Origin of the sequence: Paenibacillus xylanivorans, from assembly GCF_001280595.1 — a bacterium.
Lineage (GTDB): Bacteria > Bacillota > Bacilli > Paenibacillales > Paenibacillaceae > Paenibacillus > Paenibacillus xylanivorans.
This window is the reverse complement of sequence record NZ_LITU01000081.1, coordinates 225,297-242,399: the sequence shown is the minus strand read 5'-3', so window position 1 is coordinate 242,399 and position 17,103 is coordinate 225,297. Positions and strand designations below refer to the sequence as shown.

16 protein-coding genes are annotated in these 17,103 nt (G+C 46.9%); 6 read left to right on the top strand and 10 right to left on the bottom strand.

The annotated features are described in order from the left end of the window. Positions 1-55 precede the first annotated feature (55 nt). Positions 56-1,492: a hypothetical protein gene (locus tag AMS66_RS26920; protein ID WP_053783702.1), complete on the top strand. Its 1,437-nt coding sequence runs from the start codon at positions 56-58 to the stop codon at positions 1,490-1,492. Between the two features lie 14 nt (positions 1,493-1,506). Here AMS66_RS26920 and AMS66_RS26915 read toward each other — a convergent pair whose 3' ends face one another. From AMS66_RS26915 to AMS66_RS26905, 3 genes are all read right to left on the bottom strand, one after another. Further along, positions 1,507-2,097 carry a DUF4269 domain-containing protein gene (locus AMS66_RS26915; RefSeq protein ID WP_053783701.1) on the bottom strand — a complete coding sequence of 197 codons (591 nt, stop codon included), beginning with the start codon at positions 2,095-2,097 and terminating at the stop codon, positions 1,507-1,509. A gap of 21 nt (positions 2,098-2,118) precedes the next feature. Continuing rightward, positions 2,119-2,325 carry a YwbE family protein gene (locus tag AMS66_RS26910; protein WP_053783700.1) on the bottom strand — a complete coding sequence of 69 codons (207 nt, stop codon included), beginning with the start codon at positions 2,323-2,325 and terminating at the stop codon, positions 2,119-2,121. A 126-nt stretch (positions 2,326-2,451) separates the two neighbouring features. After that, complete coding sequence (locus tag AMS66_RS26905; protein WP_053783699.1) at positions 2,452-2,916, bottom strand: hypothetical protein; 465 nt, start codon at positions 2,914-2,916, stop codon at positions 2,452-2,454. A 200-nt stretch (positions 2,917-3,116) separates the two neighbouring features. Between AMS66_RS26905 and AMS66_RS26900 the strand changes: the two genes are divergently transcribed. Then, positions 3,117-3,752 (top strand): HlyD family efflux transporter periplasmic adaptor subunit, encoded by a 636-nt coding sequence (locus AMS66_RS26900; RefSeq protein WP_053783698.1) that lies wholly within the window; start codon positions 3,117-3,119, stop codon positions 3,750-3,752. 8 nt (positions 3,753-3,760) lie between these two features. Continuing rightward, the gene (locus AMS66_RS26895; RefSeq protein ID WP_053783697.1) at positions 3,761-5,302 is read left to right on the top strand and encodes a DHA2 family efflux MFS transporter permease subunit; all 1,542 of its coding nucleotides are present in this window, start codon (positions 3,761-3,763) and stop codon (positions 5,300-5,302) included. 126 nt (positions 5,303-5,428) lie between these two features. Here AMS66_RS26895 and AMS66_RS26890 read toward each other — a convergent pair whose 3' ends face one another. The 3 genes from AMS66_RS26890 to AMS66_RS26880 form a co-directional block, all read right to left on the bottom strand. Then, on the bottom strand, positions 5,429-6,205 hold the full coding sequence (locus AMS66_RS26890; protein ID WP_053783696.1) for a polysaccharide deacetylase family protein: 777 nt from the start codon (positions 6,203-6,205) through the stop codon (positions 5,429-5,431). A gap of 67 nt (positions 6,206-6,272) precedes the next feature. Then, complete coding sequence (locus tag AMS66_RS26885) at positions 6,273-7,211, bottom strand: aldo/keto reductase (RefSeq protein ID WP_053783695.1); 939 nt, start codon at positions 7,209-7,211, stop codon at positions 6,273-6,275. An 88-nt stretch (positions 7,212-7,299) separates the two neighbouring features. After that, complete coding sequence (locus AMS66_RS26880) at positions 7,300-9,324, bottom strand: Na+/H+ antiporter (protein ID WP_053783694.1); 2,025 nt, start codon at positions 9,322-9,324, stop codon at positions 7,300-7,302. Positions 9,325-9,540: 216 nt separating this feature from the next. Here AMS66_RS26880 and AMS66_RS26875 point away from each other — a divergent pair, with 216 nt between their 5' ends. Further along, complete coding sequence (locus AMS66_RS26875) at positions 9,541-9,840, top strand: hypothetical protein (protein WP_053783693.1); 300 nt, start codon at positions 9,541-9,543, stop codon at positions 9,838-9,840. Between the two features lie 86 nt (positions 9,841-9,926). On the opposite strand, the gene AMS66_RS26870 is transcribed toward AMS66_RS26875, so the two are convergent. Continuing rightward, positions 9,927-10,409, bottom strand: a complete 483-nt coding sequence (locus tag AMS66_RS26870; protein WP_053783692.1) for a MarR family winged helix-turn-helix transcriptional regulator — start codon at positions 10,407-10,409, stop codon at positions 9,927-9,929. 188 nt (positions 10,410-10,597) lie between these two features. On the opposite strand from AMS66_RS26870, the gene AMS66_RS26865 reads away from it, so the two are divergent. Both AMS66_RS26865 and AMS66_RS26860 read left to right on the top strand, forming a co-directional pair. Further along, positions 10,598-11,122 (top strand): NAD(P)H-dependent oxidoreductase, encoded by a 525-nt coding sequence (locus AMS66_RS26865; RefSeq protein WP_053783691.1) that lies wholly within the window; start codon positions 10,598-10,600, stop codon positions 11,120-11,122. Positions 11,123-11,378: 256 nt separating this feature from the next. Further along, a complete protein-coding gene (locus AMS66_RS26860) occupies positions 11,379-12,485 on the top strand; it encodes an FAD-dependent monooxygenase (protein WP_053783690.1) in 1,107 nt (368 codons plus the stop codon). A gap of 165 nt (positions 12,486-12,650) precedes the next feature. Here the strand turns inward: AMS66_RS26860 and AMS66_RS26855 are convergent, their stop codons facing one another. The 3 genes from AMS66_RS26855 to AMS66_RS26845 form a co-directional block, all read right to left on the bottom strand. Continuing rightward, a complete protein-coding gene (locus tag AMS66_RS26855; RefSeq protein ID WP_053783689.1) occupies positions 12,651-14,744 on the bottom strand; it encodes an acyltransferase family protein in 2,094 nt (697 codons plus the stop codon). A gap of 513 nt (positions 14,745-15,257) precedes the next feature. Continuing rightward, positions 15,258-15,818 carry a flavin reductase family protein gene (locus tag AMS66_RS26850; protein ID WP_053783688.1) on the bottom strand — a complete coding sequence of 187 codons (561 nt, stop codon included), beginning with the start codon at positions 15,816-15,818 and terminating at the stop codon, positions 15,258-15,260. Between the two features lie 472 nt (positions 15,819-16,290). Beyond that, a complete protein-coding gene (locus tag AMS66_RS26845; protein ID WP_236703646.1) occupies positions 16,291-17,103 on the bottom strand; it encodes an HAD hydrolase family protein in 813 nt (270 codons plus the stop codon).

The following is a 17,103-nucleotide window of genomic DNA, read 5'->3' as shown; positions in this document are numbered from 1 at the left end:
GCATACGATATATCACTCCTTGGGTTGACACCAAGGATGGAAGGAGGCATGTCCGATGAATATTCAACTCGTCCCATTGCATTATGTATATCTGGCTTTTATCGTCTTAATTATCGCCGTCATGGTTCGGCGTAGAGACACAACGATCATTTGTGTCGCAGGTATCATGACCATTGGATTCCTCGCGACTGAAACATTAAGCGGATCGGTATCCGGAATCTTCAGCAGTTTTATCTACGCAGCCAAGGAGCTGCTCAGCACCATTTTTATCATTTCCATCATTGTCGCGATGAGCCGGGTGTTAATTCGGACGGGAATCAATGAAGTCATGGTCAAGCCGCTCACCCGGTTCATCCATTCTCCACAGGTCGCGTACTGGGGAATTGGATTCATTATGATGATCGTATCGTTGTTCTTCTGGCCCTCACCTGCCGTTGCTCTGGTTGGGGCCGTACTTCTTCCGGTAGCGGTACGAGTCGGGCTTCCTCCCATCGGAGCTGCCATTGCCATGAATCTATTTGGGCATGGAATCGCCTTATCAGGGGATTACATTATTCAAGGTGCACCCAAACTGACGGCTGATGCGGCAGGACTTCCAGTTACCTCCGTCATGACCGCAAGTATCCCGCTTGTCATAGTGATGGGGACGGTGTCTACCGTAACGGCATTCTGGATGCTGCGCAAGGAGATGAAGTCAGGTTCCCACGTTAAACTTAGTGATCCGATCTCTGGTGAAGCAGTAACCGTCCTCCCACCTTCATCAGATTCTGCGCCTATCTCCGAGGAGCCAGCCGTTCAACGTCAATCGATGCCGGCCCGTCTTCAAAAGGCATTCGCCCTGATCATCCCATTGTTATTCTTAGTCGATGTCATTCTGATGTTTTTACTTAATCTTCAAGGCGGTGATGCCACAGCGTTAATTGGTGGAACAGCCGTGCTCATTCTGATCGCCGTATCCCTTGCAGCACATCGTCATACAGGCCCGGAAGAAACAACAAACTATTTAATTGAAGGATTTCAGTTCGGATTCAAGGTGTTTGGTCCAGTCATACCGATTGCCGCTTTCTTCTATCTTGGAGATGCTGCGATCACAGAGCTGTTCAACAACCCGCTGCCTGCTGGTTCGCACGGTATTGTGAATGATTTGGGGGTTGCTCTTGCCGGGTTGGTTCCACTGAATAATACGGTAGGGGCTATAACGATGACTGTGACCGGTGCGGTCACGGGAATGGATGGTTCGGGGTTCTCGGGAATATCCCTGGTCGGCTCCATTGCGTCCATGTTTGCAGGTTCGGCAGATTCCGCACCTGTACTGACGTCACTGGGTCAGATCGCCGCCATATGGGTAGGCGGTGGGACCTTAATTCCATGGGCCTTAATTCCAGCTGCTGCCATCTGCGGGGTCAGTCCATTTGAACTGGCACGTCGTAACCTGAAACCGGTACTGCTGGGACTAACCGTTACTACGATTGTGGCTATCTTTTTAATCTGATTGCGGAAACCATTTTATTCAAACTGAAAAGACGTACGCAAACGGGCCCATTGCCAAAGCTCATCCTTACTCATTGCGGCCAGATGAAGCATTTCCTCATAGGGGTCTCCCTGAAGTCCCAGTACAGCAGCGAATGCAGGCTCCGTCTTCAAGCCTTCCAGCTTCAGTTTGCGAATCTCACGATGTCCTGCTACTCCCCATAGTTGCAACAATTCCCACTCTACCCACATGTGAATATAAGCATTTTGCCTGCGTACAGGTAAGGACTGAGCGAAAATCTCTACAGGCCAGTTTCCAATATCCACACAACAGGTCACATAAGGACACTGGTCTGCATGGCCATCCCCCCGGTTGCATCGAAAACCTTGCATGCCGCCCAGTTGTCGGTGCACTAAGGTTTCGAATGCTCCCAAATCTGTCGCTTCACATAATAGATCAAGATCACTTCCGGGAATATCAATATCAATCGGCACTGTTCCGGCCAGATAAGGCTGGTAGTCAGCCAATATGCTTAACAATCCACTAGATTGCAGCACTTCATAAGCATCCTGCTGACGCTCGTTACCCGAGGCCAGATGTGCCATTACATCCGCAGTTGTAAGCATGTCACAACCTCGGGCACCGGCTCATTCCGACGCTCCTGTAACGACTTGTTTCACCCGACCTACCTGTCCATTGGTCAAACGCACTTTAATTCCATGCGGATGTGTGGGGGACTTGGTTAATAAATCCTTCACGATACCACGTGTCAGTTTGCCTGTAGGCTGATCTTGCTTGAGCACGATATCCACTTCAAGACCCGGTTTGATATTTACTCGTTGTTGTCCGTTCATGGGTTTCTCTCTCCTCTTCAACGTATTCCATGTCATGCAGCCATAATTCACAAAGCTTCATCTATTGTAGACGTTTTGGAATGAAAACGAAAGCCATGTCCAATGTTCAAAAACATAACTGAATGGTTATTTCCGCTTTGAAGAGGGATCAGAAGATTTGCTTTTCATCATTTTCAGCGCTGATCGATAGACTTCATCTGCACTCTTTTCAGGTTCAGTTGTATCCGTCAGCACAGCTTCCTCTTCAGCAGGTTTACGGAAATGAAGCAATGCTTGACGGTAAGCTTGATCGCCATCTGTCGTCTGCGTCTCTCTTTTCTGAGGTGAAGGAGGCGTATCCAATGTGGAATCCATCTGGTGAATTTCCGTTTGCCTGCGCTCCTCATGTTCTAAAACCTCTGTATGCTCGGCCTGTTCGCTAATTCGTTCTTCCTTCCGGGCATGATCTTCTTCATGAAGCAGGACAGGCCCTTCATCCACCTCTGCTATTTTGGAAGCTCTTGCTTCTGCAGCCTTGCGGGACGATCTGGAGTTATAAATCATCAGAAACACAACCCCAATAACAACAATTACCACCAAAATGATCAACATATGAGCATCCTCCTTATCATCCGCCTGTAGGCAACCTTAATCAATATATTGGTGCCCTATTCTGCGAATAATATTTCACCTTGTTTCGTATAGAGCGACAAAGTAGCGGGAATGCTCCAAACAGGATTGTCAGCAGAAGACTTTCAGCATTGATTAAAGAGAAGGTTTAAAGATAACCGAATTGAGGAGGAATGATCAGCATGAATTCACGTGCCATTTTGATCAATATCATCGTAATACTGGTGATTTTGGGAGCCGGGGCGGCCGGGATCTACTATTACAACCAATCCACCAGCTACGTTAAAACCGATAATGCGTTAGTTACCGGGCAGCCTATCTCCGTGGCTTCCGCAGTAGGCGGTGAGCTCCGATCCTGGAAAGGCAAGGTAGGTACAACCTTTAATGCAGGCGATACTGTCGCCACCGTTACCGCTGCGGGCAAATCAACATCCGTGACGATGCCTGTTGATGGCACCATTGTACAACAGACCGCTGTCGAAAATTCGCTAGTATCTGCAGGTACGCCCCTCGCGCGGGCCTATGATTTCAATAACCTGTACGTAACGGCCAATGTGGATGAGACCGCGATTGATAAAATTAAAGCGGGTCAGATCGTCGACGTATATGTCGATGCTTTTCCTGACACCACATTGACTGGCAAAGTGGACCAGATCGGACTTGCCACTGCGTCCTCCTTTTCGCTGCTGCCTTCGTCCAATACGAATGCAAATTACACCAAAGTAACACAAGTCATCCCGATCATCATTACGATCGAAGGATATAAAGGACTGGGTGTGGTTCCCGGCATGAGCGCTACCGTGCGCGTTCATATTTAAGGCTGCTGATGGAAAATCAAGTGCCACTTGGGAAAACCATCGCTGTCCTGCTGCTCGGCGCATTTATCGCCATTCTGAACCAGACTTTGCTCAATGTAGCCATCCCCCATCTGATGAATGACTTTAACGTCTCAGCAACGACCGTGCAGTGGCTGTCCACAGCTTATTTGCTGGTGAACGGGGTACTCATTCCGATTACAGCTTACTTGATCGAGTCGTTCGGGACCCGTAAATTGTTCGTGACTGCGATGCTGTTGTTTACGTTAGGTTCGTTGATTTGTGCCATCAGTCCTGGATTTACGGTCATGCTCATCGGTCGTATCGTACAAGCCAGTGGGGCTGGTATTATTATGCCTTTGGTTATGAACGTGTTTCTGACTGTTTTCCCTCCAGAGAAACGGGGAACGGCCATGGGCACGATGGGCATTGCCATGATGTTTGCTCCGGCCATTGGCCCGACGTTATCGGGATGGATCGTGGAACATTACACATGGCGGATTCTGTTCTATATGGTCATTCCGCTCGCCTTGCTTGATATTTTGTTTGCCTTTATATGGCTAAGAAATGTGTCCAAGCTTACTTCACCGAAATTTGATGGATTTGGCGCGTTATTCTCCACTATTGGTTTCGGCTTTCTGCTCTATGGATTCAGCTCTGCCGGGGATAAAGGCTGGACCAGCGCGACTGTGCTGTTGACATTAATAATTGGCGTACTCTTCATCGTCTTCTTTGTCCTCAGAGAGACGGCCATGAAGAACCCTTTGCTGGAATTTCGTGTATTCAAATACGATATCTTCACCATCTCGACGCTGGTCAGTGCAACGATTAACATGGCACTCTTTGGCGGAATGCTGCTGTTACCGATCTATCTGCAAAATATAAGGGGATTCTCTCCCCTGCAATCCGGTTTGTTGCTACTGCCCGGCGCTTTGCTAATGGGCGTCATGTCTCCCATCTCAGGTGCCTTGTTTGACCGGATCGGCTCTCGCCCCCTCGCCATTGTCGGTTTGATCATTACCGCCATCTCCACCTTTGAGTTTAGCAAGTTGACGGGGGAGACGCCCTACGGTCACATTATGATGCTATATACTTTCCGTAGTTTCGGGATGTCCATGCTTATGATGTCTGTACAGACAGAGGGGTTAAACCAATTGCCGCCTCATCTCACAAGTCATGGGACGGCCATGTCCAATACAGTCAGGCAGGTGGCAGGCTCAATCGGGACCGCATTGCTTATCACCGTGATGGCGACACGTGCGGGCATTCATTTGGCGGATTACAGTAACACCGTCACCACAACCAATGTAGCACTGACGGAACAAGTGGGCATGCTCGGTACGCAGATGGCTACCGCTGCTGGAATGCCGCCTGAACAAGGTTCCAGTCTCGCATTACAACAGCTCTATGGTATTGCTGTTCAGACGTCAACGATTGAAGGTATTAATGATGCTTTCATTGTAGCAACCTGGATTTCAATCATTGGTCTGTTTCTATCGTTGTTCCTGCGACGGGCTCGCTCCCGTCCTCGTAAAATCAAGCCTGAACGCTAATTGCGCTTGGTAACCTCTAATTCTCTATACAACCCTGTATAACAAATCCGCAAGCTACATTCTGATATTGAAACAAAAAAAACCGCAAGTCTCTTCAATCCAGAGACCTGCGGTTTTTGGCTTGCACTATGGATGCTGGGGTAAGGATGAATTGTCATCCTTGGCAGCCTCTCTCGCCTTGACGGCAAGCAGTTCCGATACGGTAACAAAACGATATCCCTGCTCCTGCAACTTGGGCAGAATCGTTTTTAGCGCGGTAACCGTCTGAGACTTGCCCTCCACCTTATCATGAAAGAGAACGATATCCCCGTTACGTGCGTTTTTCAGCACTTTGTTCACAATGGCTGATACACCTGGTGAAGCCCAATCACGTGTGTCCTGATGCCAGGACCATAGCACAATCGTATATCCTTGCTGCTTGGCGACCTGAATGACCATGTCATTGTAATAGCCCCCCGGTGGTCTGAACAACGTGGGACGATGCGCCCCTGCTCCAACAATGGATTTCTCCGCTATGTTCATTTCATGGCTGTACTTATCCGCCCTTGTTGATCTAACCGCGTACGTATGTGCGTACGTATGATTGGCGATTTCATGTCCTTCCCGCTGCTCCTGCTTGATCAGGTTAGGAAACTTTTCCGCCCATTTGCCAAGAACAAAAAAAGTACCTTTGGCCTGATATTTCTCGAGCAAAGCCAGGATCTGCGGGGTCTGGACCGGATCTGGTCCATCATCAAAGGTCAGTGCGATGAGCTTGTCATGCGTGGGAACCTCCCACACAATCTCTCCCCGTTCCTCATAATACTGTCGATTCTTCTGCACAGGTTTGGCGTAGGCAGAGCTGCTGCCCAGCAGAATAATCAGCGTACACAATCCGATGCATCGGGCTGCCTTCAGGTTCATGTTTATGTCCTCTCTTTATCTTCAAACGTAAACTCCCTGTTAGCATCTCCCGATTCACCAGAACTATTTAACGAAATATCTGATCAATGACTGCAATTTCCTCAGCTGTAAGCTCAACATCCAGTGTTTTCAGATTGTTGATGACCTGCTCCGGTTTCTTGGCCCCAGGAATGAGTGCATCAATGGACGGCTGAGTCAGATACCAGGCCAGAACGAGATGAGCGACCTCGGCATCCTTGGACTGTGCAATACTGCGCAGTTGTTCCACCTTGTCCAAATTCTGAATAAAGGCTTCTCCAGTGAATAACGGGTTCTTCGCCCGTCCATCCTGGAAGGTTGTATCATGATTATATTTGCCGCCCAGCAGACCTGCTGCCAGAGGGAAGTAAGGTACAAAAGAAATGTCATTCTCTGCCGTATAGGGCAGTAATTCCTTCTCCGCTTCTCTTTTGAACAAATTATATTCAGATTGCAGTACATCTACATCTCCATCACGATTTGCCTCACGCAACTGATCAATGGAGAAGTTGGATACTCCAATGGCCCGGATTTTACCTTCGTCCTTTAAACGTTTCAGCGCGCCAACAGCCTCATCCTTCGGTGTATGTTCATCCGGAAAATGAATATAGAACAGGTCGATATAATCTGTCTGCAGACGTTTCAATGCCTCATCTACAGAGGTTTTGAGGAAAGCAGGTGAATTATCAAAAACTACGTTACCATCCACAAATTTATGTGCAGCTTTCGTCGCAATGATGGTATCTTGGCGCTGACCTGTTTCTTTCAGCACTTCACCAATTAACCGTTCTGAGTGCTCAGGTCCATAGATGAAAGCAGTATCCAAAAAGTTAATTCCCTGTTTCAAAGCTGCGCGAACGACATCCTTGCCTGTCTCATCATTCAGCATATTCGGATAGATGTTATGTCCTCCTACTGCATTTGCACCCAATCCAATCGGATTAACAATCAGATCGGTATTGCCCAAGCGAGTACGTTGTTCTGCCATGTCTCATCCATCTCCTTTTCTGAGCGTTGGTAACTCAAATATATTATATCAGAGGGTTAAGCTTATTTAAAATATCGGGTTTATCGGATTAGGTGTTTTTCAGCGCTGTGGCTTCCACATCATTGATAAATCGGCGGAGTTTTGCGGCCACATCCCGGTTGATTTCGCCATTTTCGTATAATTGCTGTATGGTATTGCGCTGCTCCTGCATCGCCACCATTTGCAATTCCAGCTTTTCCTGATCAAATGGATCTTCGGTTTTGCCCTGATTCCAGGTACGTAATTTGGCAATGACCCGTTCATATCTAGAGATGACCGAGAGAGAGACAATCCGGTTACTATCATTCATATGAGCACGAATCGCCTTGATCGCCGCTTCCGAGGTACGCATCTTCACTTGACGGAACAACTCCGCATTCTCGATCATAAACGGCTGTTCCGGCTTCTGCGAACGATTCGTAAACACATGTCCAAACACTCGCCCAATTTCACTGAGCGAGAACATCATCTGGGTATTCGTACGGTTCGCAAGCATCATTTCCTTACGATCCAACCAGCTGTTACATCTAAAGGCCGCTTCCGAAGCAATTACATTTTCGTCCATCATATTCTCAATTTCCTTGCGTTCAGCCCGGGTAGCGATGAGATTAATTGCTGTTTCCTGTTTCAAAATGTCTTTGCGCTTGCCTGCAGTAAGCTCGCCAGCCGCCTGCCTGATATATTTCGACAGATCCGAAACAACTGCAAGTGCAGCAGCTTTGTTCTCGTCGTTCATTTCCGACTTGACTGCGCGAATGGCGGCATTCAACATAATATCCTGCGCTTTGCGTTCCGTCGTTTGCGGTGTGCCTTCTTCCACTTTTTCTTCGTTTTTTGCCAGAACAGGAAGGAACACACTTGCAGCAATCAGAGTGAACAGAATTACACCTGCCGCCAGGAAAATGATCAGATCCCTTTCAGGAAAAGGAGACCCGTCTTGGAGAACATAAGGAATGGAGAATGCCCCCGCCAACGTCACAGCCCCTCTCACACCCGAAAGGGTAATGATCGTAATTTCTTTCAGCCGGGGCTTCCCGCTCGACAACTCCTCACCGGAATTTTCATTTCCTTTCCAGAACAGATAGATCCAGACAAAACGCAGTACTAATAATAGCACTGAAATTAGGCCCACATAGCCGAGTACTTGCAAGTTATCAAATGAAACATTTTCAAAGATGGTACTTAGCACATCCGGGATCTGTACCCCCAGAATGACAAAAACCAACCCGTTCAAAATAAATAAAATGACAGACCAGGTGCTCGCAGATACCACCTGCATCTTCAGTTGTACGGACTCGGTCCGGTCACGCTCAATCGCATGAATGATCCCCCCGGCGACTACCGCCAGAATGCCCGAAACCCCGACCTCTTCACTTACCAGATAAATAACGAATGGCGTTAAAATTTGCAACAGCATATGAATGGTGACATCTTCCATACCCAACCGCCGAATCCAGACACCCAATCGGATCAACAGTAAGGATAACAAGGCACCAATCAACAGCCCGCCAATCGCGATAAGTATAAAACTGAAAGACGCCTGAGCCAGGGAAAACACACCCGTAACCGTGGCGGCAATCGCAAATTTGAATGCAACCAGACCGGATGCATCATTCATTAATGCTTCTCCCTCAAGAAGCCTATGTATGCTCTTGGGCAAATGCACACGACCTGCCATGGCGCCTACAGCCACAGCGTCTGTCGGGGACAGAATCGCCGCGAGTGCAAAAGCCGCAGGTAGCGGAATGGTAGGAATAAGCCAGTGAATGGCGTACCCTGCAACGACAACCGTGACAAATACAAGGCCCAAGGCCAATAACAGGATGGGCGCTCTTAGATTCCACAGCTCGTGCCTAGGCGTTCGCTTCCCGTCGTTGTACAGCAACGGAGCGATAAAGAGCACGAAAAACAATTCCGGATTCAGTGGCAGATGCACACCCGCAGGTAACAGAGCTATGGCTACACCAAGAACAATCTGAATTAGCGGAATGGGGATAAAGGGTACAAACCGGTTCAAAATATTCGATAAACCGATCAATACCAGCAAAACAAGCACGGCAATAAACAGTTCCATGATGACAATCCCTTTCCGAGTAATGAAGTGGTGAAACCATTTTGTGTAGCCTTATTTTAACATAAACCAAAGTTGATTATAAAAATATTGTCATATTCAACACCCCGCCTAGAGCGATTGGGCAATAGCCCGGTTGAAGATTTCTGATTGGTTCTGTTTATAAGATGTTACAATATGCTCAGGACAATACCCGTTTTGGAAAGGAACTTGGTGTATATGGCATTTGGAATTAAACGACAGGAGCTGACCGAGTGGAAAGAACGTGTATCTCGTGGCGACCTGGCCTATCTCACTCATTTTTGGATCGACAACCGTTTTCCGGGCATTACCAGTGTGACCAAAGTGGGCTGTGCTGATCTGAATCGGCTTGAACACTGGTGTACCGAACATGGACTGGACCCACGATACATTCATCGGCGTCAGCCTTTTCCCCATTTTGATCTGCTCGGTCGAAAGCAGAAGGAAATTCTCATGCAGGAAGGTCTGACCGATCACATTCAACGCTTCCATATCTGATTAAAAAAATAAAACGCCAGCCCTCAAGGTTCAAGTCCCAAAGCGGGCTCAAATTCTTGAAGACTGGCGCTTTACACACCATATATTTAGCGATGCGTCTGCTCCAATGATTTCATTTTTTCCAGCAGTTTCAACTCAATCTTCTTCAGCATGCCGAACATCTGCAGTTGTTCCTCTTCCGTAAGCGCCTGCAAAAGTTCCCACGTCATCCGACCACGATTATTAATCAACGTTCTTGCAAGCTGCTTCCCATCTTCCGATAAGGACAACCATACGATCCTTCGATCCTCTTCGCTGCGCACCCGCTGGATCAGACCTTCGCTCTCCAGTTGATTCAGCACAATTGTGGTTGCTCCTGAGGATAGACTAAGTTGTCTTGCCACGTCTACAGCCATGCAGCGTTCTTCACGTAAAATCATGCCCAATATATGACTTTTCGTCGGATTCAATTTGCAGTTTGTTTCATTCCTTTGCTGCTGATCCAATACCTTATTTTTATATCTGAAGAAGGCCTCCAACAATTGATCGACATTTGCCAATTGAGAGTTTCGCTCCGTATCCGGGCTCATAAACGTTCCTCCTACCTTTGATCATTAACCTACCTTATATTGTAACATATTTGTACTATTTTGTTTGTGAAAAATGCGCTTGTCCCAAAACCCTTTACTTGTCTGTAAAGTTCATGCTTATTTTGCGGTTTCATGTGACAAGCTACCTTATAGCATGAACAGATAACCACACAAGGAGGAATCAAGCAATGAACATTTATATTGTTTTCGATAGTGAAGGCGGGCATACACGGGCGCTCGCCGAGTCGATTGCTGCTGGCGCAGCCAGCGTGCATGGTGCAACCGTTCATTTGCATTCCACAGAAGAAGCCGACATCTACAAGCTGGTGGAAATGGACGCCATTATTTGGGGCTGCCCAGGTCATTTTGGCTCCATCAGCTCTGGTTTGAAAAAGTGGATCGATAAGCTGGGCTACCTTTGGGCTGAGGGCAAACTTGTAGACAAAGTTGGTGCGGTGTTCTGTACCATCGCCACCGAGCATGGTGGACTGGAGTCAACCTTGATTCATTTGCTGACACCTATGCTCCATCAAGGCATGATTATTACCGGACTGCCTGGCAACTTTGCAGATAATGCTTTATATGGCTCCTATTATGGTGTTGGGGTAACTTGTCCGGTGGACAGTGATGATCTGCTGAGCGAACAAGGCATAGCATTGGGTAAAGCTCTGGGAGAACGCGTGGCTCGCATAACCAACCGACTGATCACATAGGAATCAGAGTAGTTCCCCGTAAAAGAAGAAATTGCTGTTCTTATCAAGCCTGCGCTCATAAAATGAAAAGCAGTAATGCAGGCTTGAACTCCCAATCATATAGAGAAAAAGAATCAACCTATTGCATTATTGAATTGGATTTGTTTATAATAACGTATATCTTTAAAGTTACTTTTAGTTACTTAATTATTTTTATAAATTTGTTATTATAAAGTAATACGATATTCATCCATTATATTGCAAGGGAATTTTACACATGAATCAAAATACGCATTTAAAAACTGATATTTGTATTGTGGGAGCAGGCCCAGGAGGGGCTCTACTCTCATTCCTGCTTAAACGGCAGGGTATATCCACCATTCTGATCGAGCGCCAGCCACATCTGCTTAAGTCGTTTCGTGGTGAAGTGCTTAATGCAGATGGTGAGGCTGTACTGAAAAAGCATGGGTTATACCCTTCTGTCACCCAGCGTGGCGTGCTACCCCTGGAGCAAATTCAATATTGGGAGAATGGTCAGATCATTCACACTATTTTCCCGGGAGAGCAAGAATCCCATGTGGGAATTCATGTGCCGCAGGATCATCTGCTGGAAGTCATCGTGTCACAATCACAGAATCAGGGAAACGAACAAGTTCTTTATAATACGGTTATGACTGGATTGTTACGGAATAAGGCTGACAAGACGATCGGCATCAACATTCGGCAAGAAGGACGGCCAGCTTCCATTGAAGCCGCTGTTATTGTTGGTGCGGATGGCAGATATTCAGCTGTACGCAGACATGCTGGGCTGACCCCGGAGACCCGTAAACATGGGTACGACCTGTTATGGGCTCGAATTCCTGCTCCAGCTGGCTGGGAACCTGCTGTTCGGATGGCCAGTATGGATGGTCAGCAGTTGGCATTATTCTCACAATTCGGAGGTTTCGTACAGATCGGATGGAACATTCCGCAAGGGTCCTTCTCGAAGCTGCGTGAACAGCCTTTCGCTCCCTTTGTACAGAAACTGGTGGCAGCCTTCCCCTGTCTCGCTGATTCGGTAGCTGAACATATCCAGACCTGGAGTGATTTTGTTTTGTTATCCGTAGAAAGCAGTTTCGCCGAATCGTGGGCGCAGGACAACATAGTATTGCTTGGCGATGCCGCTCACACGATGACTCCGACTGGCGCTTTTGGATTGAATGCAGCATTGGAAGATGCGGATGCGCTCGCTGATCTGCTCATTGAAATGGCCGCCGATCAATTTACTTCCACTGAACGGCTGCATGAGCTGCAGGCCAGTCGTGAAGAAAAAGTGAAGCAGCAGTTGGCTAGACAACTGGAAATGGAGTCTTCGTTCCAGCAGAGGTACGAATCTTTTCAATAATGGAGCGTGTATTTACACACCCCTTTAATCAACAAACAGCCGATTACTCCCTGTTGAGGAAGCATCGGCTGTTTTTTTCATATATGTGTTAACCTGAATGTCATTACCAATTCGGATTCGTGAACCATTCATGCACTATAAATAAATGAATAGATAAGTTCTGTTTTATTTCATACTGTCTTTCACAAGTGCTGCAAAAGCTTCCGAACCTTCCTTCGTCAGATGTACGCCATCTTTCTCGAAATATTCGTCATGCCCTTCACTTGCAGTGTGCCAGTCAATAAGAGATACATTGCTATAATCGGAAGCCGCTTCGTTCAGTGCTTTATTCACCGTTCGTTCCCATGGGCGAGGAACTCGCACAGTAACCAGATAAACATGTTCTTCATCTTTCAGATAATCCAGCACGGAATTCAGACTTTTGGAATTGAAGGAACCGTTCGTTCCAAGTTCCAGTACGACCTTGCTGCCCATTTGGTTATTTCTTTTCAGGCCATCCAGTACATCGGCAGCCTCCCACATCTGACGGCCGATATGACCGTCCACGTGCACGCCCGAAATGGTTTGTTCAAGATAAGGCTTCGCATCCAAAATAACCGAATCTCCAATGACCGTATAATGAATCTTGCCGTCTTTGGCTGGAGGGGCTGTTTCCCCCTCCTCTTTGGACGAATCTGACGTATTGACAGGATCATCCGGTTGTTCATTACCGTTGTGTTCTGGATTTCCCGGATTGTCGGTGCTACCTTTGGGTTTACCAACAGCGTGATTCGAGTCGCCAGGAGTTGATCCTTTCTCCTCACCTGAAGTTGGTTCCTCAGATTTGGGAGCTTTATCTGGCTTCGTCGTTTGCTGCTCTCCTTTGCCCGGTAGATTTCCAGCATTCTCCGTTGGTTTATCACTTTTCTGTGGCACAGGTTTGTTGTCGGCCCCCGAAGTGCTCACTGTTGCCGGGAGGACGTCCTGCCCTTTTTCCTCCGTTACGGAATGATCTCCATTCAATGTGGCCGACATCGATACCGAATGGGAATCCGAGTTCGCTGCTGACGTAATCATCATCTGTGACACGGTAAACGACATCAGCAGAATGCTCATCAGCAATCCAGCGCGCTTCCACCATACGTTGCGAATACCTGTTGCATTGCGCCCTCTGCCCCATAACCGGGACCAGGAATCACGAAATCCGTTGTGGCGAATTGGATTTTCAATATATTTAAGTGACAAGGATGCCAGTGCAACCGTTGCTGCAACCTGCAAAACCATTCGGACAGGATGCACTCCACCTGTATCTACCGTTGGACTCGTCAGAATAATGACAGGATAATGCCACAAATATAATCCATAGGATCGTTCTCCGATCCAGCGCAATGGCTTAGCGCCAATAAGCCGTGCCAGGAAGGATGAAGGATGAGCCAATACAGCTACGAGTGATGTCGTCGCTATGGCCTGAAGCACCATTCCTCCTCGATATAATGAAGGGTCGTACTCGCTGGTGTTCAGCATCATGTAAATTAACAAAGCCAGCGCTGCTAAGCCTGTCACGTCCAGAACAATTCGATTCATGCTGGCAAGGGACGACGATAGCTTGCGACTCGGCCATACCACGGCCAGTGCAGCACCGGCCAGTAGAGCAAACGCTCTTGTATCTGTTCCATAATAAACACGGCTCGGGTCCAGATCCGGATTATACATGATGGCCATTGCACCAGCAGACAATTCAGCTGCCACGACAATAAAGACGACCAGCCATCCCTTTCTTTTGAACAAGACGATTGCTGCGACCAATAGAAGAGGCCATACGATGTAAAACTGTTCTTCCACAGCCAGTGACCAGAAATGCCCAAAGGGGGATGGAGGGCCGAAACTTTCGAAATAGGAAACGTTATGAAAGATATACCACCAATTGCTTATGTATAACAATCCTGAGACAATGTCACCACGCAAGGCAGCGAGTCGAGAAGGATCTGTGCATAGCAGCCAAATCATCACCACTGCTGTCATCGTGATCATGCCAGGTAACAAGCGTCTTGCTCTTCGCACCCAGAAATCACCGAGAGATATCCGGCCATGCTCCTGCCATTGCGTCAAAAGAATGTCTGTAATCAAATACCCTGAGAGAACAAAGAAAATCCCTACACCGAGCAAACCGCCCGGAATAAAACCTAAATTCAGATGGTACCCTATTACTGCAAGCACAGCGATGGCTCGCAAACCATCCAGTCCGTTCATATGCCGCTTGCTTTTCAACGATTGTGACATGAGAGCCCCTCCTTGACAATGCGAGTCGCCATCATCCATGTCTGGGGCGTTCGAGAACTCCTTGTGGTTCTGGTTGTCATTAACATACGTATTGCACCTTCCATTATTCATTTACAACATAAAGAAGACGTATTACTTAACCATTATTTTTTATGATTACGATTTCTTTATATCTTGGTCGTTATCTCCCGTTTAGCATTATACGCCCGAAAGAATAATTACAAATTACAACAATAGTTACAATCCAGTGAAACGATGTAACCTTTCCTGCCAAGCTTATACAGCTGTAAAATCATACTCTAATTTTGTTGTTAAATACAGCATTTTTCATGGAATGGCTAATATTACCTTGCCTTTTATTTCATATATGAGCAGCCCCCTATTGGGACTGAAATAGATAAACAGAACAATAGCAAAAGGCTGCCGACTTGCTCAGCAGCCAATATCCATTATAAACCTATCTCTTGCCGGATTGAAAGTTTTGCTCATAATTGCATCTTGGTGCCTAGGACCCTAGAGGTAAAACGGATGAATCTTCTCTTCCGCCCTTCCATCGAGGATTCGATAAGAGGATCGTCCTATGTACATTGGAATTTGCAATTTATTCAGATTAACCATTCCATCGTCCAGGAAGTATTCGGGGTCTTGATATCGTTGTAACACTTCGCCTGCAATCCATTCATGATCTCCATACGTTGTGATATCCATAACCTTACACTCGTAAGCAAAATAAGCTTTAGTTAGAATTGGTATGTTCACTTTGATTCCTTCTTCGTATGTAATCCCGAATTTCGAGAATTTGTCTGTGTCTCTTCCACTGAAGGTTCCCGCAGCCTGAATCCACTCCGAATGATGACCCGGAAGGAAGTGTACCCCGAATACTCCACTCTGCTCAATCAATTCATAAGAGTACGTTTCCTTCCGCAGCGATATCCCGTAAATTCCGGGAGACGATCCAATATAGGTATGCCAGCCTGAGGACATCACATTCTGCACGCCTTTATGACGGGATGTCACTACCGCCACCATGCCGGGATACGAATAAAACATAGGTTCATCTATCGGTTTCCGCATCTGATCACCTCTTCGTTTTCAATTGGCCCCAAAGCTGTTACAGGCCGTTTCCTCATCCATTATTATACAATATAAGTAAAGGATGAAAAAGAATTACTTCCTTTATCACAAAATCACTTTTTTTTTCGTATTTGGTGCAGTGTTATCTGATTCCTATAGCTCAGCACATTCAGGCAGCTTTGCTATCGCAGCATGCGGCGTTATGAGTGGTATTTCAATTCACGATCTGGGGCTTTTATCAGTGGTGTCAGTCACCAGAAGAGTGATGAGCCGCTCTATGTTTCGCTGGGTTTCCGTCATAGCCGGAATACTGCTGTTTGGATTTCCCCCTATACTTCCTCTATGAGTTCATCATGGGGATCATCGCTTACATTTAGAAGTGGGATACTTGTTATATGAAGAAGGAGTCTGCCAGTGGTAGACTCCTTCCTGATTTTTAGACGGCCTCTACGCTAAACCCCGATAGTTATAATCATGTGGCAACGTCTTCGACCTCTGCCATTGCTTCTCCAAATACGCCGCTCTCTTCTTGCAATCTTTCTGCAATTTCAATGATTCTGTCGATGACTTCCTTCTCCTGGTTCGCTACCATTTCACTCGCAATCTGACCAAGTTTCTCATGTTGCCCAACACAAATGGAGCGACTGGCATACTCGAACATGGGAATATCATTCGCATCATTGCCAAAAGCAATGAAGTCATGGGGAGATACCCCGAGTGCTTGCAAACCTGCCCATTTATTCACACCTTCAGGACTGATATCAATGATATTCTCTGTTCCATGCATATAGGTAACCACAGGAAGGTTGTGCAATGCCTTCAGCATTTCCTGATGGTTCCGGCTGCTTAAGACAACTACCTTCACAATCTCGGTTAATTCCTCCAGCAGCACGTTCTTCGCTCTGCACTCGGGGTCCAGATTTCTTCGAATGGGATGCTCCGGGTTGCCTGAATAACAGTAATCCCATTGACAATCAATTAGATATTCTGCTTCATGCTGCTTCAATAAAGCCAGTATATGGTCCGCGATGGAGGCTTCCAAATAAACTGTGGAAATCTCAAGCCCACTGCGATACACAAACCCTCCATTCCCACCTACCATCGGAAAATGCTGCATATGAACAGGCAGAATAGGCAATAAATCGCGGATCGGTCGTGCAGATGCAAAAATAAGTTCATGACCTTTCTCCACGAGAAAGTCCAATGTCTGAACCATTTCTCTGGTTAACGGTTTCCCCTGAAAACAGATCGTTCCATCCAGATCAAACACAAATTTCATCATCAT